The sequence below is a fragment of the Pseudomonadota bacterium genome (genome assembly GCA_039196715.1).
GTDB lineage: Bacteria > Pseudomonadota > Gammaproteobacteria > CALCKW01 > CALCKW01 > CALCKW01.
In genome coordinates this window covers 1-23,503 of record JBCCUP010000070.1, presented here as the reverse complement: position 1 = coordinate 23,503, position 23,503 = coordinate 1, and the positions used below count along the sequence as shown (strand labels likewise).

Sequence of the window (23,503 nt, the reverse complement as noted above, 5' to 3'; positions counted from 1 at the left end):
GATTCCCCTGATAGATCATTATCGGCTTGTATTCTGGATAATAAATCAGATTTAAGTCTCTCTATATCAGCAAGACTAGAGGTGGCGTTGCTTTCCGGAATCCGATTCGGATCAGATTTTTCTATTCTCGTCTCTGAGATTGTAGAAATACTATTTTCTAATTCCGCTAACTTTATTTCCATTGCCGCGAGCGTCACCCTGTCACTAGCCAGTTCTTTGTCAAGCTTTTCAGGTAGTAGCGACTGTCTCAGATCTGCGTCCAGAGTTTGTGGAGTATACAGATGGATGGGTCTATTCCAAAGCAAGATAAAGAATGAGAGAGCGATAAATACCGGATATCCTATTATAAAGAGCACTAGTCTTGACCGGTCTCTCCCCTCAAGTTTGGCGATTGGATAGAGTAGAAACAGTTCAATCATGACGACAAATAAAGCAATCATTGCTAGGGGGGAATCTATCGCATTGGCGTCGACATTCATTGTTGGAATTCGCACTGTTTTTTACACCTGCAACTTATCATATTTGCACGCATTCTGGAAGCCGGCTTATTATAAATTCAGTTAGTGTGGCGTACGTAAACGAAGACAGGCACCATTGGAGAGCAAGCGATATCTGATGGTCTCCAAGAACTGTCCATGCCCGTTTGAAGCACGGAAATCCCACATGCTTCCCCGTGAATCTACATAGACGTGTCTCCCATGCGGCAAATGTCGAAATCAAAGTACTACGAAACCCGACTCTGTGTCGGTCAGGTAGATTAGAAGTGGCTAAGTGCTAACGGGCTCGCAGAAGTGGCGGCGAGCGGCCCCTGGTTTTTGCCAACTTAGCGTGTGGCGGGTTGTATAGCGGTTTCCTAGCCTACCCATTGTTCGAGAGTGTTCTGAAACTCTGTGGCAGTCTTGAGCCAATTTCTTCGTACAACTGCTAGCATTCGAGCATAGGTAGCAGTGCATGCCCAATGGCACTGCTCTTGTCTCCTTGTACCCATCGGCTGTGCCATTCGACCAGCTGCACGCAGTCTTCAAGGGCGGACGGGTTGCCAGTCAGGCTGTATTTCTTCTGGATGCTTCGCGATCGCATCAATTCTCTTCGAATGCTGCTCTGTTTTGCTGAATGTACACTAAGATAGGCGCCAGCAGAATGCAGTGTAAGGTGGTTTACGCCGTAACAGGAAAATTGCTCAGGCCTGTATGGACTGGAAGGTATATATTCGGCATTTTCAGGGTGGTGAAAGTATGTTTGAAGTAATTCAATTTGTCCTTAGTGTAGTTACTTTGGTTTTTGGCGTTCTTGGAATACTGGTAGGCTTCGAGACTTTAAAAATACGAATGAGTGACGATAGTTCCGTTGTGCAAACTGGTATCGGAATTGAGGAAAGGTCGTCTTTTGAAGATTAATCTAAACAGTTCTCTGGGGAGGTTTCTGATTCAGATGGTGGACGTAAATTTATTAGACGCATGTTTGAGATTCGTGGTGACTCCTATTCAAGCTTGCTAGGTTCTCACGGATTTGAAGAATATCGTCTCCATTGTTGGCTTCCTTTAAGCCGCATAGTGCATGACAGGATGACAGACAGACCTAAGGATTTGCTCAGTGATGCAGGTCTTTTTGCAGCTCCAATAATTTTTGCGATAGCTGCTGTAGTATTGGAGGTGGTGGGATTGATTTTTGGCGTTTCTTCGGCATTGCTAAACAAGATCACCATTTTTTTGGTTTATTGTGTGTGCTTCAGTTTATTCTTCCAACAGGTATTTATAAAGAGCGCGACGGTGAAGAATGCTACGGAGTGAGCGGGTTACTCTATCTGGGAAAGCCGCTCAATATATATGCCGAAATGAATCTAATTGGAAATGAATTGTTGGTTTGCAACTATGTATTCGAGTATAGGATTTTTGGGTATCTCTTCTACCTGTCCTCGAATGAGTTTAGAGGCGGATGCGCGGCCATTGCGGAGGTGCACTCCGGGCTGCAAAAATTAATTGGATCGGCTTCAGCTAGAATAACAGTATTGTCAAGACCTAAAACTTCCTTCGAAAAGGGAATAGAGTCATTTACAAGAGATATATTTTTCAATTGGGTGCGCGCTATTGTTGTATTGTATACGAGATTCAGAAGTTTATGAAAAAAATTAGACATCAAACATGAGCGCGTTTCAAGACACGTAAACCGAGGCACGTAAACCAAGATTGGCACCACTAGATGTCAAACGAATCCTGAAGTTCTCGAAGAACTGTGTATACTCTTTCGAATCACGGAATTCCCGTGCGCTTCGCCATAGCAGTACGAGCACGTGTCTCCCTCGCGGAAAACAGCGAATTCAAAACACGACGAAATCCGACTATGCGTCGGTCTGGTAGTTTAGAGGTGGCTAAGTACTAACCGGCTCGCAGAAGGGGAGGCGAGCGGCTCCGGGTTTTGGCAACGTTGCGCGTGGCGTTTTGTATAGCGGTTTCCGAGCCTAGCCATTGTCTGAAGTTGCGCTCGAATTCTGTTGCGATTGTGAACCAGGTACCTTCGTCCAACTGCAAGCGTTCAAGAAAAGGTGGCAGGGCGTGATCAATGGCACCGCGCTTGTCGCCTCGTACCCCTCGTCCGGTCCAGTCGACCAGCTGCACATAGTCTTCAAGGGCGAACGGGATACCGAGCAGGCTGTGTTTGTTCGAGTTGCCTTGGAACCGCATCAGGTCGCGTGGGATGGTGCCTTGCTCCGCTGAGCGAATGCGCCGTTGGATACTGGTGTGGTCACTGGTTTCGGGGGTGTCGGCCATGTTGGCTCTTATGGGGTTGAGGTCTACATACGCCATAGCCGCCAGCACTTCCGCTTCGTCAAGTAGGGCCTGATTCTTAAAGCGGCCTTCCCAAAAGGATCCAGTGCAATTGTCCTCTGCGTTAGCTTGTCGGGCGATTGGCTCGTTTATGCAGCGCATAAACCACGACACACTGTTTAGGCGACTGCGCCAACGTTCGGCGAGTTCGACAACGTGCTCACGTTCGCTGGGCAGCATTGCGTCTGCGTTCGCAGCATAGCGCTTGCTGAGATAGCTGGCATTGAACAGTGTGTGCCAACGCTCAACAATCTCATCGGTGCTCCACTGCGCTGCTGCATCCGTATCAACATGAAGAACCAGGTGGTAGTGGTTCGACATGATCGCGAAGCTTGCGATATCGATCGCGAAAACTGAAGCGACTTCCAAGACGCGATCTTCAATCCACGCCCTGCGGTGCTCGTAGCTCTCGCCTGTGTAGCGGTCCTCACCGCAGAGAAAGGCGCGGCGCACACACCGCGACACGCAGTGGTACCAGGGTGTGTCGGCGTAGGAGATCAGTTGGCTGCGAGGGGTCGGCACATTCGTGTTACCGGGGTGATGTACCGCGATCCTGCCGATGAACGGTGGGCACTGCACCCTAATGCATGCGAAAAGTGCACGGGATCTGGATTGCCGGGTGCGAGCTGTATCTAAAATGGGTCTGCGAACGGTGCCTGTCCATGACGGGGAGGTGGGTTTGGTGAGAGGCGGGTGATTGTGTATGGGCAGTGAAGACATTGGGGTGAGGTGGCAGGCGCTCGCTGCGTTTGCGCAAAGCCACCAATGCGGTTGGTCGTTGGAGCCTGATCCCTCGGGTGAGCAGTGGGGGATTCACCTCGCCGACACGCCGCCGCACAACCGCTTGCTCGGGCCGGTGTTTGCTCGGGGCGAGACCTGTGGATTAGTGGTTCACAATGGGGACGTGGTGTGCCGCTGGGGCGATACCGACCGCGCCGACATGACCTTCAGCGTCACCAAGACCTGCCTCGCGTTGGTGACCGGTGTTGCGCGCGACCTCGGTTTGATCCCGGACCTGGATCAACCCATCGCGCAGCGCCTGCCGGGCATCGGATTCGACAGCGAGCACAACCAGGCGATTACCTGGCGGCAGATGTTGCAGTTCACGAGCGAGTGGTCGGGCAGCTGTTTCGGTGTGCCAGACCAGGTGGACCACTTTCGCCATATCGCGTTGCAACCCACGGCGCCCACTGGGGCGAAGGGCAGTCTACGCGCATTGCAGGCGCCCGGGACGCACTGGGAATATAACGACGTGCGGATCAACCAGTTCTCGCTCGCGCTGCTCCACCTCTTCGAGCGCTCCGTGGTCGAGGTGTTTGACGAGTACATCATGCGGCCGCTCGGGGCCAGCACCGACTGGCGTTGGCACGGCTATGACAACAGCTGGGTCGCCTTGAACGGCCAGTCCATCCAAAGCGTGCCGGGTGGCGGGCACTGGGGCGGTGGCATGGTGATCAGCACCCGCGACCAAGCCCGTCTGGCCCAACTGTTGGTCAACCGCGGTCGACACGGTGATCGCCAACTCGTGTCGTCAGAGTGGGTGGACGAGATGGTCACGCCTTGCGACATCGCACCCTTCTACGGTTACTTTACGTGGCTGAATCACCGCAGGGCACTCTGTAAACGCGCACCCGAGAGCTGTTTCTTCGCGATGGGTGTAGGCGGGCAGGTCATTCTGCACGATCCTGAAAACGGGTTGGTCGGCGTATACCGCTGGCTCGACAGTGCGCACATTGCGGATGTGCTCGACCTGACATACGAAGCGCTGTAGTGGTCGGAGCACTGCTACCGGCAGCGAGAAATGGAGCCCGTCCAGAATCGTGCCGACGTTGGTGCGAAACTGCGGTGCAACAGCCAAGTGTGGGTGTCCAGTGAATTCGGTTGGTGTCCCAGTAGTAAACTGGAAAACGAACGAGTTCCGCGTCAGATATCGGTCAGAACAAACCTGGAATTTCGAATCAGTTCCGGGGGGATCCGGTGTTTGATTTTTTCATGCAGCTCGGGAAGCTTTGACCAGTGAAGGCCTTGGCGGTAGTGATGCGCGGTGTGATAGCCCAGGTTGCCTGTCAGCAGATTGAACAGCCGATTCTCATTGTTGTATGAGGCATGGAATTTATCATCGACGTCGAGACCACTGTGGTGGTCGTGCGTTACCCATGCAGTAAACAGCAGGCTGAAAATCATCGGCACCACAAAGACGAACAGCGCGGGTACCAACCGGTACCAGCACAGTACGGCGACGCCGATCAGTGTGATTGCGGAGTAGAGCAGAAAGTCACGCTGGATCTTGGGAAACTGTTTTCCGACCTGATAGCCGCGATAGTACGACGTTCCTGCGACGGTCAGGGTGTATTCAAGCACGTTCATCGTTTGACCGTCTGACCGTTTCCACGCACTCTGATCTTGTGTCTGATCAAGGTAGTTTCTGTGGTGACCCAAAACATGGTGCAGCACCCAGAGGTTGGTCGTGACGCCCGTGTGCAGTGCGTAGAAGAACTCCAGAATGCGATTGAGGATTTTGGAGCGGAACGTCATCGTATGCTGATGGTGGTGATTCCAGGCGCAGATCACCCCTTTCGGCAGAATCGCAATCAGCGTGTACCCTGCCAACCAGGCGATGTCATCGACGAGAAAATACACGAGGAAGTCGATCACGCTGATCATCAGCACAATGGAAACCGGGATGCGGTCAGCGGGGTATCTGAACATACACGTGGCCCGAAGCAGCAGCGACTGGCCACTACATGTCAGTGGTTGCTTGCTTGAAAACCGTGCTGTCTCACACAGATATGCCACAGGCCTAGTCGGGCTGTCCCTGACAGGCACTGCTCGAGCAAACTGAAGGGTTTTTGCGCACGGTCTGCGCGCCGATGGGGTGGCTGCGTTTAACCGTAGGTGGCCAACGTCAAATATGCAAGGGTGTTGGCGGGAGGGCGCGGTCTGGCGCTGCCCGTTGTGTGCCTCAGCCTCGTCGTCACTCGCCCTCAGCGGCTTGCAAGCTCTTGTAAACGCCCAGCAGGAACCCCTGCAACAGCTCGTCACTGCATGCCCGAAAGTGCTTGTTGTCGGCTTTGCGGAAAAGGGCGCTGAGTTCGTGTTTGCTCAAGTGGATGTCTGAGAGCCGCAGGATCTCCAAGGTGTCGTCGGCTTTGAGGTTCAAGGCGATGCGCAGCTTTTGCAGCACCTTGTTGTTGTTCAAGGTGCGCTCAGGCTTGGGCGAGTCTCCCTCGTTTTTGCCACGCTTGAGCGCAATAAATCCGTTCAGGAAAGACGCGAGGTCCGTGTCGCTGAGCTCGGCTCCGTCGCTGGTATCCGGTGACATCCATGCCTCGACTTGCGCTGCTGACACGGTGACATCGGCCAACGCGAAGATGTCGATCAGGGCGTTGATGTCCAGAGAGAACGTGTAGCGAATGCGTTGGAAGGTGTCGTTGTTGCTCAAAGCGGGTCCAGTGGTGGCGTCGATGCAGCGCAAATGAGGGCGGGAGCGGGCAGAGCACGATGGTATCAGACGCCCGAACGGGGGCAGGGACCGATTGAGCGCAACACGGCTTGCAGTGGGTGTCTGCCCTCGCTGGTGGCGAGTGACGTCTGACTGATTTTTCAATCGAGTGGGTTGTTTTGTGCCACGCTGTGCGGTTTGAACGCCGTGCCGCCAGCGCAAACCCATCGCTCCTCACCGAACAGCAGACGCCTGTCTTGAACCCGACTGACTTCCGTTCCTTGCCGCTGCACCGCGCTTTGCTCGATAACCTGGCGTCGCTTTCCTATCACGCGATGACACCGGTGCAAGCGCAGAGCCTGCCTCCTATGCTGGATGGCCGTGACGTGATCGCTCATGCGAAGACGGGTTCTGGTAAGACCGCTGCTTTCGGTCTGGCTGTGTTGCAGGGCTTGGAGCCGAAACGGTTGAGTGTGCAGGCGATGGTGCTGTGCCCGACGCGTGAGCTGGCGGACCAGGTTGCAACCGAGCTTCGAAAGCTCGCGCGCGCCCTCAAGAACATCAAGGTGCTGACCCTGTGCGGTGGTATGCCGTTCGGCCCGCAGGTGGGGTCGTTGGAGCACGGTGTGCACATTGTGGTGGGCACGCCGGGCCGCGTGGAAAAGCACCTTGGCAAGGGTACGCTGGCACTGTCTGGTCTGACGTGCCTGGTGCTCGATGAAGCGGACCGCATGCTCGACATGGGGTTTGAGGAATCCATCGACAACATCCTGCGCGACGTGCCCGCTCAGCGTCAGACCCTGTTGTTCAGCGCAACCTTTCCGGACGAAATCCTGGCAATGACGCACCGCGTGATGTCTGACCCGGTGACCGTGCAGGTGGACAGCGCGCACGACGACACCAGCATTGAACAGTTTTTCTTCAAGGTGGATAAAACAGTCTCGCGCTCGGACGCGGTGCGGTCATTGCTGCTGCAGTACAAGCCGGAATCAGCGGTGGTGTTCTGCATCACCAAGCGGGAAACGCAGGAGATGGCGGACGCGTTGCATCGCCACGGGTTCGGTGCGTTGGCCTTGCACGGCGACCTCGATCAAAAGGACCGTGACCAGACGCTGGTGCGGTTCGTGAACAAGAGTGCGTCGGTTCTTGTGGCCACCGACGTTGCGGCACGTGGACTCGATATCGACGCCCTGGACGCGGTGATCAACGCACAATTCCCGCGTGACTTTGACGCACACACACACCGCGTCGGGCGCACGGGCCGTGCAGGCAAAAAGGGCATCGCATGCACCTTGTATTCAGACCGGGATCAACCGCGCTTGGCGCAGCTTGAGCGCAATTTGGGCCAACCGCTTAACTGCGTGCCGCTGCCCGCTGCGCGTGTGCTTGAGCAAGCTGCCTACAAGCCGGCTATGACAACCGTGCAAATTGACGGTGGCAAGAAGCAGAAAGTTCGGCCGGGCGACATCCTGGGTGCCTTGACGGGCACGCACGGGGTTGAAGGCAAGCGTGTTGGCAAAATTCAGATCTTCGACAACCGTGCGTACGTGGCGGTTGAGCGTGCCGCCGCCAACAAAGCCCTGACGATCCTGCGAGACGGAAAAATAAAAGGCAAATCCTTCAAGGCGCGGATACTCTTCGTCTGAGCGCAAACTGCGCCGACGTAGGCCCTAGACCAGTGAACGTCGGTTGCGGTCAGTCCGGCCAGACCAACTGCTGTCCATCCAACATGGCAAACGGGTAGAGCTGACCTTTCGGATCACGCCAGGCAAGCCCGTCGCTCACGCGAATGATCTCGTAGGCTTCCCAGTTGTCGTCACTGCCGCTCCACCAGCTTTCGTAGTGACTGCCGCTTTCTGAAACGCGCCAGGACCCGCGTGTCGTGCGCTTGCCTTTGGGTGCGTAGAACGTGGTGCCCGACGGATCAAAATACTGTCTGTAGGTGTCGTCACCCCACTCTCCGATCGCAGTTCGGCCGCTCAGCAAGGCGTCGATGTCGGCGCCTGTGATGCGGGACGCGTCGGGGGTTGGCTCTGAAGCGAACACGCCTGCGTTCACACTCACGATGCACATCATCGCCAAACCCGCGAGCCAGCCGGGAAATGTCGCACTTATCGGTTTTATGGCTGTATCCTCGTCATGGGGCCGAGAGGCGAATGGTACAGGACGTCCTCGTCGTGGGCGGTGACCTGTGACGTTTGTCCTTGGGTGTGCGGTAGCCAACATAATTGATCACGTTGACCTGTGGCGCTAGCGATGTGCACGTCGTTGACAGCCGCGGAGCCCGGAATATAGGTTTGTCGGACGTTGTACGTAGGAGCTCCCGGTGAGAACGCTTTTCGGATTGGTGTGTGTCGCCGCGTTGGCTGCGTGTGCTCAGACAGTCGAGGTGGCTGAAAACCGCTCTCGCAGCGTGGTTGCAGGCGGCGAGATCGTGCTGGACAACTTCGGTTTTTGGAACAAGGACTGCCAAGCCCGATCGTTCACCCGGAAGATCACGCAAAAGCCGGCGAACGGGGTGATCACGTACCGCGACGCGAAGTATGTGGTGCCGGAGCGGGTTGGCATCGGCACGTCGACCGGGTGCGTTGGCCAGTCGGTGGCTTCAAAAGAAGTGGTCTACACACCGAACGCTGGCTTCCTCGGCAAAGACGTCGTCGGTCTGGTCGTCGGTAACCAAAGCGGTTCGCGCGCATTTCTCTACACCATTTCAGTCAATTGACAGTCCAGAATCGTTTGACTGCTGGCTACCTGATTGCCTATCGGGTGCGGCGTTTGGCGTGGTGGTAAGTCAGTTTCGAGACCGGTCGTGTACTGATCCAACCTCGGGAGATCAACGGCGTGTCCGTGTTGGTCTGGCTTCTTCCTATTGCACCTACATTGTCGGGCTGGTCACTGCCGACAACACGTGCCCTCGAGTTGGGCTGACGGCACGCAGGTGGGGTGTAAGCCCGTGGTCGCCTAAAACGACTTTTACTCTCTCGAGTAGGAAGGCTTGGTCTCGGAGGCTACAGAGCAACCGTCACTGGCCTCTGTGCCCGCCACAGCCGCACCAGCGTGGCGGCTGCGAGCACGTTCAGTAGCGGAAGAGAGCCGAGCGAGTAAATACCGTGGTGGGCGTAGGTGGCGATTGGCCAGTACGGCACGGTGTGAAACAAGGCCAACGCGCAAGCAGCAGCGGGCGCCCACAGCGCTTGGCGCATGCCACACCACACGGATGCGATCGCCATACCCACAATGGCAAGCATGTACAGGGTGCGCGCGACGCGCGAGGCAGTTTGATACTCGTCGAGGGTGGTGGGGCAATATCCACTGGCACCCACCGATTTACACCACACAACGTGCGTCACAGGAAACAGGATATCGGCGAAGCTGAGAACGGCTTTCTGTACCAGTTCCAGCGGGTTCGTTTTGATGTGGTCGAGCATCGATTGTCTCAAGGTGGCGTCTGCTTCGGGGTCGATAACGCCCCAGTACTGCATCACCTTGTCAGGGTCTTCCGTCACGCCGCCAGCACGCAGGGCTGCCCGGTTGTAGTCGGTGTCTATCCCACTGGACCAATCAAACACACCCCAATACTGGTTACTCAAGAAATAGGTGTACCCAGCACCGCTGGTCACAGGCTCAAGCCGGTCGAGTATGGCTTCGTTTCGCAGTGCCCACGGGCTCAAGACTGTTGCGGTGAGGATGCCCACTAGCACCGCGGCACCGCAGACCCGCCACATGCGCATGGCTGCCGAGGCGACGACAGTAAGGGTCAAGAACACCATGCAGATATAAAAGCTGGTGCCATGTGCGTAGCAGAACGCCACAAACAAAGGGCTTAGTCTGAGACCCGACCAGAACGTCTGCCGCCAACTGTACATGCGGATCGTGTCCACATGCACAATCAGACGCAACATGTAGAAGCACACCGCGGTAAAGAGCGCCATTTGCATCACGGCGCTCAGCGGTGAGCTGATCAATCTGTGCAGCCAGGGATTCAGTAGCAGCAACACGATGGCAGCGTTGGCGACCGTGTGGTGTGAGAACAGCAGCAGCGCCGTGCGGTGCACATAGTAACAGGCAATGGCTACAAAGAGTGAATTGACAAGCGCAATGCCGACCTTCTGGCCGGTTTCGCCGAACACTGTCAGCGGGGCTATCAGCGTGGGGAACAGCGGTGGGCGGTGAAATGCTGGCGGTCCGTCGGGTGAGAACCGAAATCCATTGCCGGCGAGGATATTGCGACCAAGTTCCAAATATCCATCGTGCCCCAGCCCGCCCCACGTGGCGGAAAAGCCAAACAGCGGCAGTATCAGCGACATGAACAAGGCCACGGCAAAGCAAGCGATAAAGACTGACGCGAACAGTCCTTGGGTGCTGGTGCCTTGAGTGTGTTGGTGCGGCGCCATGTGTGTCGGTCTATCCGTTCCTCGTGCGAAGTGCACCCATCGATGAAGACGAGATGCGTCATAGAACGCGGTGCGTCGGCAAAGTTCTGTAACGAGCGGCATCGACAAGGCGCACGCCCACACGAGGAGTGTAGGCGGTCTTGTCGCAAGTTGAGTTGGGGGGTGGGCAAGCATGGGTAGCCCGCGGGAAGTGTCCCGCACCCTGGGTCGTACAGGCCGGCGGGCGACCTTCGCTGACTCCACGAGGTGGGCATGTGGTCGCGCAGCGGATCATGGGCCCTCGGGCGAAGCATTGCGTCGCTGGAGTCGTGGTCCGCGGGTGGTGTGATCGGGTGCCAGGGTTTCTGCATCGGGGGCAGCTGGCTCCATTGCGTTGGCACACCGGTGTGTGATCGGTTAGACGCTGATCTGCTGGCTGTGCGCACGGGCGTGCGGTGGCTATTACTGCGCCCTGTGCCCAGCCAAAAGGTGATCAATGGTCTCTGAATGCCCTTGTCGACGTTCTTCCCACTGTTAGCGAATTTATCGGACCCTGCGCACCACCACCTCCAGCATCAGAAACAACAACACCAGCCCGAGAAACGGCCACCAGATGCGCTGCGCTTCCGTGCTGTTGGCCGACGGGGCCAGGATGGCCTCGAGCGGCTGTCGGGACAGCGACATGACGTCACCACCGGATTCGCGGGCCAGGTCTTCGAGCAGCGGCAGGTTCAGCCCCGCGTTCTGAAACTCAGGGGAATAGGGCACGGCCAGCGCAAAGACCTTGGTCGGTATGGCATCGCGCTGCGCGCTCACCGAGACCACGTACTGCTTGCCTGCGGCAACGGGAAACGTCGCTTCGTACCGACCGGATGCGACCTGGTCGAGCGGGGTGGTGGTTGCGGTGCCGGACGCGTCACTGATGCTGGCGCTGAGCGTCAGGCCGTTCAAGAAACGGTCGTCGCCGTCCAGCGCGTCGACGCTGAGGGTCGCGGTTTGGTCCTGCACGGCAAACCCGGCGCTGAGCTGCCCCGCGTTCTGCTGGCGCATGGTCCAGCGTGCGAGTTGGGCCGCCAACTGCGGAAACTGGGGCCACTCGGTCCACGCCGCACCCCAGCGGCCGCTGAGGTCAGACATGAACGCCGCAGAGCGGCCGAGGCCGTAGCGCCAGACGCTGAGCAGGGGGTCGTCACCCGCGCTCAGCAGCGTCTGCGCCGCGGGCTTCGGCCAGGTGCGCTGGTAGCCGGACAAGGCCGGCACGGCAGTCGGTTCGATGCCGGACAGGATGGCGTGGCCGTCGCGGGTTTCCGGTGTGACCCGCGCTTCGACAAACAGGTCCCGTGTGACGGTGAGCGTCTCGCTGGTGAAGATCCGCGGGACGTGCTGCAGGTCCTTGGCGTAGTAGTAGCGGCCACCCCCGATATCGGCGATGACCTGCATCAGCTGCTGATCCGCGCCGGCGCCGAAGGCGACAGTCGAGACGGTGATGTCGCTGGCGGCGATCTCGCGGCTGAGGGCGACGAAGTCTTCGTCCGACTCGGCCAGCCCGTCCGACAACACGATCAGGTGCTTCACCTTGGCCTGTTGCGACCGCGCCATTCGATGGGCCTCGCGCAAGGCCGGGTACAGCCGCGTGCCGCCGCCGACCGTCATCGCCTGCAGGCTGTCGACGATGGCGCGGCGCTCGCCGGCCAGTGTCGGTTGCACGGCCCAGTCGAAGGTGGAGTCGAACGCCAGCACACCGATCTGGTCGAGCGGGTTCAGCACCTCGATGGCGGCCAACGCGGCGCGCCGCGCTATGGCGAGCTTCTGTTCACCGTCGACTTGCGACGACATGCTGCCGGACTTGTCGAGCAAGATGGTCACCGCGGCGACGGGGATGGCCGCGTCCACCTGGATGTCCATGTCCACCGGCAGCAGGGTTTCGAGCGGGGTGGCGTAGTATCCGCCGGCGGCGTAGGCCCGGTCGCCGCCCACCGTGATCACGCCGCCCCCGCCGTCGCGGACGTAGTGCTCCAGGGCTTGCATTTTCGCGAGTGACAGGTCGTAGCCGGAGACGTTGTTCAGGATGATCAGGTCGAAGTCGTACAGCGCGCGCTGGGTTGAGGGAAAGCGGCTGGCTGTCACCGCCTCGACGTTGAGGCCTTGCACCTGCAAGGCTGCCGTCAACACGTCGGCCTCGGTGGCCTCCGTGTAGACGTGCAACGCGCGCGGCGGGCCACGCACGTCGATGAAGGTGCTGAAGCGGTTGTTCTCGAGCTGCGCGTCGGCGTCGCTGCTGACGAGCACCTCGTACTCGCGCAAGCCCGGGTTCGGTATCCGATCTGCGACGTCGATGACGTTGTTGCCCGCCTGCAGTTGCGTCTCGGCCTGGTACACCACGCCACCGTCCCGCAAGACCGTGATGGACGCGCGCGTTTGCGAGTGGCTGTGCACCGAGGCCTGTATCTCAAACGGCTCGTTGGCGTGTACCCAGTCCGGCGAGCTGATGTGGTCGAGGCGGACAATGTCACTCCGCGTTTGTGATTCCAGTGCCACCGCAAACAGCTCAACGCCGAGTGCGTGGGCAGCGGCCGCGCTGCCACGCGCATCGCCTTCGGTCTCGGCCCCGTCACTGACGACAACGATGCGCCGTTGGCCGCCTGTGGGCAGGGTGGCCAGTGCCAGTTCAATGGCCGCGCCGATGTCAGTCGCGTCCTGATCGACAAAGGACTGCACCGTGCCGTCGATGGTGAGCTCGGCAGCGGGTGCCTGTTCCACGGCGGCACTGGCTCCGAAGACCACCACGCCCACGTCCGTCTGCGCCGGTTTGATCGCGACGGCGTTTCTGACCCACTCCAGGCTGCGGTCGAACGCATCGGCGTCGATGCTGGCGGACTGATCGAGGGCAAAGACCACCGTGACCCGGTTGCTGGCGCTGTGCGTGATCGGGCCGGCCAGCGCCACGACGAGGGTCGCGACGGCAAGGCACCGGAGGGCCGTACCGATCCACAGCCGCGTGCTTGCTGTGCCGCTGCGGTACCGTGCGGCCCATGCGATGGCGGGCAGCACAGCCAGCGCAACGAGCCAGGCCGGGTAGATGAATTCAGGCATGGCCACGCCGTGCGCACCACACGCCCCATTCCGCCAGCAACAACGCGAGTGCGAACCAGGCCAGGTACGGCCACAGCGGTTGTTGGGTGATGCCCGTCAACTGCGCGTCGGGTGGTGTCGTTGTGGCTGCCGCAGCCGACACGCGCCGGGTGATGTTGGATTCCGCCGCGTCCGTCAGATTGGCGGCGATGTAGTGCCGGACGCCGGCGATCGAGTACTGGTACAGCCCGGCTTTCGATGTGTCTGCGACCGTGTAGCGGGGTGCGTCTAGCGCCACGGCCTGTGCGTCCCCGTTCGGTGACGCGATCAGGACCTCTTCGGTGTGGGGCGGAAACGCCAGCGTGAACGGTTCGCCTGTGGCGACCTGCCGGCTGCGGTCACCGCCCGGCCCGGTGGCGAGGCTGAACCCCGGCGTGGCCAGCCACTCGATGCTTTTGCGGATGAACAGCGGGAACGCGGTCTGGTGTGGAAAGTTGGAGTTCAGCAGATCGAAACCGAGAACGATCTGCCGTTGCCCGGGTTGCAAACGCCTCACGGCGAGGTCCGCGTCGGACGTCCAGAACAGCCGTTGCCACCCGGGCAGTGTGTCAGCAGACACCAGGCGAGGCGCGTTGATGCGCACCTGGCTCAGGTCGAGGTCCTGCATCACGTGGCTGTTGTCCGTGCCGTCAACCCCAACGGCGTCACCCCGTTGTGCCACAGCAAAGGGCGACCCGACGGGCGCAGTGTCGACAAGCAGGAAATTGCCACGGCCAAGTTCCGGGACAGGGATGCGATCGAAGACAACCACATCGTAGCCGCGCAGCTCGGCGGCCTGTTGCTCAGCGGTGTCGGTTGCCCCCTCTGGCTGTGTGATCACATCCAGTCGTGTGTCGGGCAGCGCGCGCAACGCGGTTTCAAGGTAGAAGTTGCCCGGTGTCAGCAGCAGGATGCGCCTCGAGAACACCGGTGCGAAGCCCATCCAAGCGGTGTTGTCGACCGCCAACGCGTCGTCGATCTGCACCTGCGCCGTGGCTCGGCCACGCGGCGTGGTTGACACGGGGATCAGCAGGGCGGTTGCACTGTTGGCGGCGAGTGAGATGTCCTGTTGCGACTGCAGCGTCGAGTCGATGCTGAGGCTGAATGGGGCCGTGACCGGGTCGTTCGAGAAATTGTGCACTTCGATGAAGGCGTCGTAGGCCGCTTCGGCGTGGAGCGATTTACGGAGATTGAAGCGCGTGATGGCGACGTTGTCTTGCGGGTTGCCCACCAGGTGGATGTCACTGCCCGCCGTCGAGAAGCGCGACGCGGCATCGAACGCGCCGTCGGTGACAACATGCAACTGCGCCTGTTGTCTGCCGCGCAGCAGCGACCGCGCCAACGTGAAAGCCGCGTCCGGGTCACCGGCCTCGTGCGTTGGCTCGACGGCGCGGAGGGTGGCTTGCAAGCGCTCCCGATCCGATTCGAACCCGGTCAGTGCCCGCGGGGCCCGGCCGCTGGTCATGATCAGCAAGCGGCCGTCCGTCGGCAGCGCATCGATGATGTCAGCGGCCTTGGCGCGTGCCTCGTCAAACCGTGTCCGGCCAAGCGCATTCACGCGGGTGTTCATGCTCGCACTCGTGTCGATGATCAACACCGCGTCCGTCGACGCCTGTGTGGACACCTGCCAGTGCGGCTGGGCCAACGCGAGCCCGAGGCACAACGCGAGCGCGAGCAGCAGCAACAGATTCAGGTCCCGCAACACACGGTGGAATCGGCGGTGTCGGTCGCGAATGCGTATGGCCTGCTGCCAGAATTGCAGGCTCGACACGACCGCGTCCTGTCGCTTGGGCCGGATGCGGTACAACAGGATGATCAGGGGCAGCGATACCAGGGTCAGCAGGCCCCAGGGCTGAGCGAAACCGATCACGGCGCGCCCGCCCGACGCCGCGGCGAACCCAGGTCACGCAGAATCAACGCTTCGAGCGCGACGGATGTCGAGCTGCGCAGGTAGCGGAAGCCGGCCTGCCGGCAGGTCGCCTCGACGGTGTTCAGGTGGGCGTGCAGTTGTGCCAGATACTGCGCAAGCAGCGCGGCGTCGACCGTGGTGCGTATGTCCTCGCCGGTTTCGCTGTCGATCAACTTCAACACGCCGTCGAGGGCAGGCGACAGTTCCTCGTCGGTCAACAGCTGAACGACGATGACATCGAGCTGACGCGACCGCAGTGCCCGCAACGCGGCTGCGATGTCACTGTCGCCGAGCAGATCGGAAATCAGCACCAACACACCGGGGCTGGCGCGGTTGCCCACCACCTCGTTGAACGTGTCAACAAAGCCGCCGCCGTTGCGCCCCGGAGTTGTGGTCTCAACCGCTGTGCCCGGGTTGGTGGTCTGTGCATCAGCGGTGTCGATCTCGGACAGGAAGCGAAGCACGGTGTGCAGGTGGTGCTTGCCTTTGAGGTACGGCAAGGCGTGATCGCGTGTCTGGTGAAACACCGACAGCGCAAAGCGGTCTCGGTTCGACAGCGCGATCACCGCCAATGCGGCAGCCAGTTGTCGGCCGTAGTCGAGCTTCGATACGGTGCCGAACGCCATGCTGGTGCTGATGTCCAGCAACACATGCACGCTGGTGTCCAGCTCGCTGGCATAGCGTTTCAGAAACAGCTGATCCAGTCGGGCCGAGACGTTCCAGTCCACGTGCCTGACATCGTCGCCGGGGTGGTACGGGCGGTAGTCGCTGAATTCCAGTCCGGCGCCGGTGCGCGCGTGTATCCGTTCGCCGGCACGCGGGCCGCGGGCCGGCGTGTTGACCAGAAACGGCAGGCGTTCGAGTCGACGCAGAAAGGCGTCATCGAACACGCTGCGGTACCCCACGCTGTCAGCGGCGGTGTTGGCTGAGGGGGGCTGGACTGGTGGCGCGTGCATGGAAAGGGTTGGCCTAGCGATCCTGTTAGTCGCCTTGGGTCAGCGGGATGGCTTCAACAATCGCATCAATCACCGCATCCGGGGTGATGCCTTCTGCCTCCGCTTCGAAGCTCGGCACGATGCGGTGCCGCAATGTGCTGTGGCAGCTGGCCTTGATGTCGTCGAAGCTGATGTTCAGGCGGCCTTCCATCAGTGCCCGGGCTTTGGCCATCAGGATCACGCTCAGGGCGCCGCGCGGGCTTGCGCCGTGCCGGACGTAGCGACGGGTCACCTCCGGTGCATCCGCTGACTCGGGGTGGGTCGCGGTCACCAGCCGAAGGGCATAGTCTTTCACGTGGTCGGCCACCACGATGCTGCGTGTCAGCTGCCGCAGCTGCATCAGCGTGTCGGCGTCGAGCACCGCTGCGGGTGGCTCCGCCGCTGCGCCGGTGGCCCGCTCCACAATGACGGACAAGTCGGCGATATCCGGAAACCGGGCCACCAGCTTCAGCATGAAGCGGTCGAGCTGGGCTTCCGGCAGAGGGTAGGTGCCTTCCATCTCGATCGGGTTCTGCGTCGCCAGCACCATGAAGGGCTGCTGCAGTGTGTGCACTTCGTTGCCGACGCTGACGTGGTGTTCCTCCATCGCTTCGAGCAGGGCCGACTGGGTCTTGGGTGTGCCACGGTTCACTTCGTCGGCCAGCAGCAACTGCGTGAACACCGGGCCCTGTTGAAAGCGAAAGTGGCGTTGGCCGTGCTCGTCCTGCGCCACCATCTGCGTGCCGATGATGTCGGCCGGCATCAGGTCCGGTGTGAACTGCACCCTGGAAAACTGCAAGTCCATGCAATGGCCGAGCGTTTTCACGAGCAGGGTCTTGCCGAGGCCGGGCACGCCTTCGAGCAGCACGTGGCCCCCGGCCAGCAGGGCAGCCAGGACACCGTCGATGATGTCGTGGTGTCCGACGATCTGTTGCTCGATGCCCTCGCGCAATTGCTGAATGCGGGCGCTGGCGGTGTCGATGTCTGTTTGCTGGCTCATGGTGGTCTGTGGCGTGCCCTCGATCTGGTCCTCGGCGTTGGCGCTACCGGCCCGGGTCCGTGTCCCGGGGTGTGGCGTCCACGGCGCGACTCAATTGCAGGAAATAGCATTTGACGTAGTCTTTCTGATGCGTCGGGACGGTGTCGTTCGCGAGAATCGCCTCGAGCTGTTGGTGTTGCGGCAGCCCGACAGCCCGCGCCCGCCCAGCGACCGCGTTGACGGTGGGTTGGACGCGCGTCTGGACCACGATGTCCTGGCCCTCGGTGACCGTACCGCTGGCGCGGATGTCCGGCAGATCGAGGTCGAGGCCGTTGTCCGTCACCTCGCTTTGGCGGGCATCCGGCGACGTCCCGTGGCCGCCTCGCTGTGCCGCGTGGCGGAAGACCCGCGCCGAGGCGTCGCGGTCTTCGAGTTCCATCACACCGGGGCCGGGTTCGCCCCGCGCGTTGTCATCGCTGTCGCTGCGGCCGAGACCTGGCTGGCCGGATTCCGCACTGCCGGCGCTGTCGTCGAGGTTGTCGCGGCTGCTCTGTACTCGGCGGTAGGCGCGTTCGAGTTCCTCGGCGTCACGGGCCGACCGCTGGCGTTCGCGCAGTGTCTGCAACAGGGATTCGAGTGGCTCCGTGTCACCGTCTTCGGCGGCGCTCATCGCTCGGCGGAACGCCTCCGGGTTGATGTCGGTGCCATCCAGGGCACGGTCGAGCGTCGACAGTTCAAGGGCATTGGAGGCGGATGGCGTGCCGTTGAGGGCATTCTGCGCAGCCTGTTCAAGCTGCTGACGTGCCCGTGCCAGGGCCTCGGTGCTCCCAGTCTGGCCGCCCCCAGTCTGGGCGGCGAGTTCCGCGCTTGCATCACGAATGTCGAGGCGCAAGTCGTTGAGGCGGGTGACTGCTTGGTCCCGGCTCAGGCTGCCGCCCTGCATACGCCGCCCGAGGCGCCCCATGTCCTCGGCTACCTCGCTGCTGGCGGCAAGCTGCTCGCTCGCGGCGCGCTGCGCCAGCGCGGCGCTGTACGCCTGCAACACGGCACCTTCACGTTGCACGGCAGGGTCGATCGCGGTCTCGAGGGCGCTGCCTGACGGGGTCAGCTCAAGGCTCGATACCAACAACAACAGCAGCGCAGCGATCGGCACCAGGCGACCCCAGCGCACACCCGGGTAGCAGAAGTCGGCGTTGCCGGATCGGCTGGACAGTGGAAACACGCGATGGCCGACCAGCGTGCGCACCCGCTGCAACTGGGCCGCGAGGTCTCTCGCTTGCGACGAGTGCGGGTCGCGCTCGTACAGCTCCCAGGCGCTGCTGAGGCGCTGTTTCAGATTCAGGCGGATGTCGGTCACGATCGCAACCGACAGTGGGCTGCGCCGCTTGGTCCAGCCGATCGCAGCACCGAGTGCCACGCCGAAAACCACGCAGATCGCCAGGGCCTGCGTCGGCGTCACCGGCGGGCCAGTGAGGCGCACGGCCACGACCGCGACACAGGCCGCCAGCAGGCCCCAGAACAACCCCGCCAGAGCGAAGTGTGTCACCGCCTGCTTGCCTTCGGCCCACGCGAGTCGGCGGACCGTGCTGTCCAGTTGCGCGAGCGTGGCGCCGCCTGTGCCGGCGCGGCTGCCTGCGGGTACCGAAAAGCGAAATGCTGAACTCACGGTTACGCTGCCACGTCATCGGATGTCTGCCGCGCACGTGAGCGCAGCAGGCGAAGCCCGTCTAGACACAACAATACGGCCAAGACGGTGTAGCTGCCAACAAACAGCGCACCGCAGTGCAACAGCGGCGGTGCACTGTTCGGTGCGGTCGCGTGGTAGCTCAACGCGGCGTGGCTCAGGCACGGACTGAACACCGTGGCGAGTGCATAGACAGACACCAGCACAGCCGGGCAACCGAGTTTCAGCACGGCCTCCCGTGCCGGCCAGCGCAGCACAAACCAGATGCCAAGCACGCGGTAGAACACCGTGTGCACGGCCGTGAACGCGACGACCCACGACAGCTCAGCAGCGGCAAGGCTTGAGATCGCGTGCGCAACCAACGTGAGCGGCAGGCACAACAGCATCAGGTAACCGAGTTGAGCGAGCTGTATGCCGACGTATCCGATCACGGAGCGCGGTTGTTCGGTCGACGGCGGCTCAGCCGTTGGTCTTCCGACCGGCTGAGGGGTGCGCGGCGGAAAGATGTCCATCAGCAAGGCAAAGCCCGCCAGGGCGGCACCGCTGACAGCCAGCACGGCGACCAGTGTCGCCGGCTCGTCACCGGTGCCCGTGCGTTCAAGCAGGCTGGTCTTCGGCCACCACAGCAACAACACGCCTGCCTGCAACGCAAGGTACGGCAAGAAGCCGTGGGTGATAGCCGCGATCGAATGCGTGCGCAGGCGAGCCGCAGCACTGTCGGTCACGGTCGCACCTCCGAGTTGTCAAGGCGCCAGGCGACGATGCTCAGGTAGAGATTGTCCCGTTTGGCGGTGTCGTGTCCTTGCCAGGGGCTGCGGGTGAAGCCAAGCAGAAGCAGATCGGCATCGCTGTCGCGACGGATGCGGCGGCTCAGCTCACCGTTTAGCAGCGCGTCGAATGCGGCAACCGCAACACCGTCGTGTGATGTGCGGAGTTGATCGCGCCAGTTCGATTGCACTTGGTTTTCATCGAAGCGCAGGCGCGCGGTTTCGCCATCGGCGACCGTGCCGAGTGCGAAGGCCCCACCGCGGGTAAACGCCCACAGACCGGTCAGCGTGCGACCGGACCGGTTGCGCAGCTCGAGCCCTGAATCGGCCCGGTATTGCACGTCTACGTCAAAGTTAACGATGTCGTTGCCCTGTGCGCTGTACGTGCGATACGGCAGGGCGGCATGGGGTGTGATCGCGGGCGTGGTGTCCTGTTCGAATATCCACGTTGCGGGTGGGGGTGGCGCCTGGGTGGTGTAGCGGCTGTCCGTGTTCGCGACGGCCCGAAACTGGGGTGACACGCCGCCGTAGTCGACACGAAGTGGGTCGGTGCGGGTGGACTGCAGTCGGATGTGCAGGTCGAGCTCGGCCAGCGTGCTGTTGTCGAGGGGCTCCACAAGCGCCAATGAAGCGAGCATCGGTGCCTGGGGAAACAGGACGCGGTGAAAGAGGCCGGCTGCTGCCGCAACGAAAACCATCGGGACAGTGAAGGCCACCGCATGGGTGCCAAGGCGACTGGCCTGGTCGGCGCTCGGCCGTCGCACAAGCAACACCAGCACGACCAGATACAGTGCGGCAAACGCGATCACTGGCAGGTGACCGGGGTAGTCCACGGCGCGTTGTGCAACCAGCTGATCGAGCAGCCGTGTCTCTGTGCTGGGGTGATCTTGCGCGTCAATCAACGTCACCGACTCGACTGCACGCGGCTGCAGCACGCGGTACATCAGCTCGCGTAGCCCTCGCCAGCTCGAAAAGGGCTCGCCTGCGATGTCAAACGCGGTCAGCACGACGCGACCACGGCCGGTTGCGGCTTCCACCACCAGCGGCAGTGCGTCGGCGCCGCGCAACACGAAGGTGCTGACCGACTCGGGATTCGGAATGAGGTGCGTCAGAATCAGAGGTGACGACCCGGTTGGCAGTGGCCATTTGCTGTCGAGTGCCGTGTGCAACGCGGTCGTGTCGCTGACAGTCCGCGTGCCTTGGATGTGCGCTGGCAACACGGCAGCCAGTTGCGGTGCTTGCAGCATCGCAGTGTCGTGCCCGCCGCTCACCAGCAGGCTGCCGCCAGCGGCAACCCATTTTCGCAGCGCCTGGACCTGCTGATCCGAGAGCCTGCGCAGCGAGACCCGGTGCAGCACAACGGCCTCAACACTGTCGTAGCCCAGCCAGTGGGCGGGCAGAAACTCAGCCAGTGGGTACACCACGCCGAGCTGGTGTGTGTCACGGTCGTTCAGGTAGCCAAGGTTCGCATCGCGGCCCAGCGCCACAACAAACCGCTGTCGGCTGAGCTGGGTGCGCAGGTCCAGCGACCGGCTGGCCACGACCTCGCCGCCGTCGCCGATCACCCGAAACTCCACCGGCACGGCGATGCGAGACAGGAACACCGTGAACTGCACGCGCTTTTGCGCGCCTTGCGCCAAGGTCAGAGGCTGTCGGTAGTGCGTGGGGTAGTCACCGTGGGGGCTGGCGTCGGTGGTCACGACGTCGAGCGCGCCGGTGACGGCCGGGCCGTGATTTCGCACAGTGACCGTGACGGGCGTCCAGGTGTCGATGACCACCTGCTGTTGGAAGCCGACGTGGGCGTCGATCTCGATGTGCTGGTCAGCGCGTTGCAGCTGCGCGTGCGCCGCGACGGAACCCAGTACCGCGATGCATTGGAGCACTGCCTGCAGGGCGAGCCAGAACCAGCACCGGCACGTTGATGTCAGATCGCGGGTCATAGGGGGTGATGGTACATCCGGAAACACGCTGACCACGCAGCACTCGCCAAGCACGTCGGTTGTCGGCGAGTCAGATCGGACGGGACCGCGTTGACGTCGGCCACAACGGTTGCGTGGGTGTTCCTGCCACGTACGCCACCGTTGCACGCGCTCTGTGAGCCAAGCTGAAGACAGTTGTTCGGTTCCAGCGGGAGAGACCCGTGCAATCAATGCCCCGACAACACACGGCCAATCGCATCGACAAACACCTCTGCGCCGAGGGCAATGTCGTCGTCCGAGGTGTTCTCCGTCCAGTGGTGACTGATGCCGTCGATCGAGGGCACGAAGAGCATGGCCGAGGGTACCCGCAGTGCAATCACCTGGGCGTCGTGGCCGGCGCCCGACGGCATGACCAGCCACTGGTCGGGTGCGTGGACTTTCGCGGATTCAATCAGGGTGGATTGAAGTGTTTTGTCCATGTGGGCGGGCGTGCTCTCGCCCATGGGTTCAATGGTCGCGGTGCAGGGGCCTTCATTGGCCTCGCTGACCAGCGCGTACAGGGTTGCCTTCATGCGGTCCAGTGTCGCCGGGTCGGCGTCGCGAAACTGCACGATCATCTCTGCACCGCCGGGGATGATCGACGGCTGTCCAGGCTCGAGCGTCACGCGCCCGACCGTCCACACGCTGTGCGGCCCGGCCACACCTGGAAACGCCTGCTCGATCTGATGCCACAAACCCATCAATGCCTTGCCCGCATCGCGGCGGATGGCCATCTGGGTTGTGCCAGCGTGGTTCTGAATGCCGGAAAAAGTGATCCGGTATTGCCATATCGCGACGATGGATGTGACGACGCCGATTTTCAGGCCCTGCGTGACCAGCGTCTGACCCTGTTCGATGTGTGCTTCAAAGAAGGCGCGGTAGCGGCCCGGCTCGATCGTCAGGCGTTCGCGACCCGCGAGCCCCGCGTCGGCCAACAAGTCACGCAAGCGTCCGCGGCCCGATCGGCAGACGGAACCGTCGAGGGCCACTTCCGACACGTCGCCCACAAAGCTCTCGGAGCCGAGAAAGGACGCTCCGCTGAAGTGGCCTTCCTCATCGGCGAACGCGATGACATCGACACCGCCTGCCACGCCCGACTCGGCGGCGGCCCGCGCGGCCTCGAGCGCGTAAACCACACCGAGTGCGCCGTCCAGCCAGCCGGCGTGGTTTTGACTTTCGATGTGGCTGCCTGCCAGCACGACGGGTCCGTCGCTCGGTGCGCGGCCGTAGACGTTCGCGATGCCATCGATGGTGGCCTCGTGCCCGATGGCCCGCAACTGGTCGGCGAGCCAGTGGCGCGCGGTCATGTCGTCGGCCGACAGGGTGGGTCGATGCACACCGGTTTTGTAGGTGCCGATCGACCGCAGGTGGTACAGGTCCCTCAGTACGCGCTCGGTGTTCGCACGCAACACGTAAGCCTCTTTTTGTTCGTGTCGGACTGGACGCCAGTCAGCCACAGAGACCGTGGAATAGCAATCCGG

Annotated in this window: 18 protein-coding genes; 4 read left to right on the top strand and 14 right to left on the bottom strand. The window is 61.3% G+C overall.

Annotation, left to right across the window (positions count from 1 at the left end; translation table 11 throughout):
- On the bottom strand, nt 1-479 hold a 479-nt coding region (locus AAGA11_18465), incomplete at its 3' end, for a hypothetical protein (GenBank protein MEM9604855.1).
- Between the two features lie 978 nt (nt 480-1,457).
- On the opposite strand from AAGA11_18465, the gene AAGA11_18460 reads away from it, so the two are divergent.
- Nucleotides 1,458-1,790, top strand: a complete 333-nt coding sequence (locus AAGA11_18460) for a hypothetical protein (GenBank protein MEM9604854.1) — start codon at nt 1,458-1,460, stop codon at nt 1,788-1,790.
- Nucleotides 1,791-2,375: 585 nt separating this feature from the next.
- Here the strand turns inward: AAGA11_18460 and AAGA11_18455 are convergent.
- Nucleotides 2,376-3,278, bottom strand: a complete 903-nt coding sequence (locus AAGA11_18455; GenBank protein ID MEM9604853.1) for a transposase — start codon at nt 3,276-3,278, stop codon at nt 2,376-2,378.
- A 250-nt stretch (nt 3,279-3,528) separates the two neighbouring features.
- On the opposite strand from AAGA11_18455, the gene AAGA11_18450 reads away from it, so the two are divergent.
- The gene (locus AAGA11_18450; GenBank protein ID MEM9604852.1) at nt 3,529-4,596 is read left to right on the top strand and encodes a serine hydrolase domain-containing protein; all 1,068 of its coding nucleotides are present in this window, start codon (nt 3,529-3,531) and stop codon (nt 4,594-4,596) included.
- A gap of 152 nt (nt 4,597-4,748) precedes the next feature.
- Here the strand turns inward: AAGA11_18450 and AAGA11_18445 are convergent, their stop codons facing one another.
- Both AAGA11_18445 and AAGA11_18440 read right to left on the bottom strand, forming a co-directional pair.
- Nucleotides 4,749-5,489: a fatty acid desaturase gene (locus tag AAGA11_18445; protein MEM9604851.1), complete on the bottom strand. Its 741-nt coding sequence runs from the start codon at nt 5,487-5,489 to the stop codon at nt 4,749-4,751.
- 310 nt (nt 5,490-5,799) lie between these two features.
- Complete coding sequence (locus AAGA11_18440; protein ID MEM9604850.1) at nt 5,800-6,267, bottom strand: DUF1456 family protein; 468 nt, start codon at nt 6,265-6,267, stop codon at nt 5,800-5,802.
- A gap of 257 nt (nt 6,268-6,524) precedes the next feature.
- Between AAGA11_18440 and dbpA the strand changes: the two genes are divergently transcribed.
- Entirely contained in the window at nt 6,525-7,913 is a 1,389-nt protein-coding gene (gene dbpA / locus AAGA11_18435) for an ATP-dependent RNA helicase DbpA (protein ID MEM9604849.1), read from the top strand.
- A gap of 49 nt (nt 7,914-7,962) precedes the next feature.
- Here dbpA and AAGA11_18430 read toward each other — a convergent pair whose 3' ends face one another.
- Nucleotides 7,963-8,331, bottom strand: a complete 369-nt coding sequence (locus AAGA11_18430) for a hypothetical protein (GenBank protein MEM9604848.1) — start codon at nt 8,329-8,331, stop codon at nt 7,963-7,965.
- Between the two features lie 325 nt (nt 8,332-8,656).
- Here AAGA11_18430 and AAGA11_18425 point away from each other — a divergent pair, with 325 nt between their 5' ends.
- Nucleotides 8,657-8,989, top strand: a complete 333-nt coding sequence (locus AAGA11_18425; protein MEM9604847.1) for a hypothetical protein — start codon at nt 8,657-8,659, stop codon at nt 8,987-8,989.
- 286 nt (nt 8,990-9,275) lie between these two features.
- Here AAGA11_18425 and AAGA11_18420 read toward each other — a convergent pair whose 3' ends face one another.
- The 9 genes from AAGA11_18420 to AAGA11_18380 form a co-directional block, all read right to left on the bottom strand.
- Nucleotides 9,276-10,661, bottom strand: a complete 1,386-nt coding sequence (locus tag AAGA11_18420) for a hypothetical protein (GenBank protein MEM9604846.1) — start codon at nt 10,659-10,661, stop codon at nt 9,276-9,278.
- A 522-nt stretch (nt 10,662-11,183) separates the two neighbouring features.
- Complete coding sequence (locus tag AAGA11_18415) at nt 11,184-13,733, bottom strand: VWA domain-containing protein (GenBank protein ID MEM9604845.1); 2,550 nt, start codon at nt 13,731-13,733, stop codon at nt 11,184-11,186.
- The gene (locus AAGA11_18410) at nt 13,726-15,621 is read right to left on the bottom strand and encodes a BatA and WFA domain-containing protein (protein ID MEM9604844.1); all 1,896 of its coding nucleotides are present in this window, start codon (nt 15,619-15,621) and stop codon (nt 13,726-13,728) included. Before AAGA11_18410 ends, AAGA11_18415 begins: the two co-directional genes overlap by 8 nt.
- Nucleotides 15,618-16,616 carry a DUF58 domain-containing protein gene (locus tag AAGA11_18405; protein ID MEM9604843.1) on the bottom strand — a complete coding sequence of 333 codons (999 nt, stop codon included), beginning with the start codon at nt 16,614-16,616 and terminating at the stop codon, nt 15,618-15,620. The genes AAGA11_18410 and AAGA11_18405 overlap by 4 nt, the downstream gene beginning before the upstream one ends.
- A gap of 25 nt (nt 16,617-16,641) precedes the next feature.
- Nucleotides 16,642-17,634: a MoxR family ATPase gene (locus tag AAGA11_18400; GenBank protein MEM9604842.1), complete on the bottom strand. Its 993-nt coding sequence runs from the start codon at nt 17,632-17,634 to the stop codon at nt 16,642-16,644.
- 43 nt (nt 17,635-17,677) lie between these two features.
- A complete protein-coding gene (locus tag AAGA11_18395) occupies nt 17,678-19,279 on the bottom strand; it encodes a hypothetical protein (GenBank protein MEM9604841.1) in 1,602 nt (533 codons plus the stop codon).
- Nucleotides 19,280-19,281: 2 nt separating this feature from the next.
- On the bottom strand, nt 19,282-20,022 hold the full coding sequence (locus tag AAGA11_18390; GenBank protein MEM9604840.1) for a hypothetical protein: 741 nt from the start codon (nt 20,020-20,022) through the stop codon (nt 19,282-19,284).
- On the bottom strand, nt 20,019-22,004 hold the full coding sequence (locus tag AAGA11_18385; protein ID MEM9604839.1) for a hypothetical protein: 1,986 nt from the start codon (nt 22,002-22,004) through the stop codon (nt 20,019-20,021). Before AAGA11_18385 ends, AAGA11_18390 begins: the two co-directional genes overlap by 4 nt.
- A gap of 206 nt (nt 22,005-22,210) precedes the next feature.
- Nucleotides 22,211-23,434, bottom strand: coding sequence for a hydantoinase/carbamoylase family amidase (locus AAGA11_18380; protein ID MEM9604838.1), 1,224 nt, complete (start codon nt 23,432-23,434; stop codon nt 22,211-22,213).
- Between the last annotated feature and the right edge of the window lie 69 nt (nt 23,435-23,503).

Bases quoted from the DNA above. Each gene is read 5' to 3' on its own strand.
- AAGA11_18460 (MEM9604854.1), top strand. From the start codon at position 1,458: ATGTTTGAGATTCGTGGTGACTCCTATTCAAGCTTGCTAGGTTCTCAC.
- AAGA11_18445 (MEM9604851.1), bottom strand. From the start codon at position 5,489: ATGATCAGCGTGATCGACTTCCTCGTGTATTTTCTCGTCGATGACATC.
- AAGA11_18405 (MEM9604843.1), bottom strand. From the start codon at position 16,616: ATGCACGCGCCACCAGTCCAGCCCCCCTCAGCCAACACCGCCGCTGAC.
- AAGA11_18400 (MEM9604842.1), bottom strand. From the start codon at position 17,634: ATGAGCCAGCAAACAGACATCGACACCGCCAGCGCCCGCATTCAGCAA.
- AAGA11_18450 (MEM9604852.1), top strand. From the start codon at position 3,529: ATGGGCAGTGAAGACATTGGGGTGAGGTGGCAGGCGCTCGCTGCGTTT.
- AAGA11_18385 (MEM9604839.1), bottom strand. From the start codon at position 22,004: ATGACCCGCGATCTGACATCAACGTGCCGGTGCTGGTTCTGGCTCGCC.
- AAGA11_18415 (MEM9604845.1), bottom strand. From the start codon at position 13,733: ATGCCTGAATTCATCTACCCGGCCTGGCTCGTTGCGCTGGCTGTGCTG.
- AAGA11_18420 (MEM9604846.1), bottom strand. From the start codon at position 10,661: ATGGCGCCGCACCAACACACTCAAGGCACCAGCACCCAAGGACTGTTC.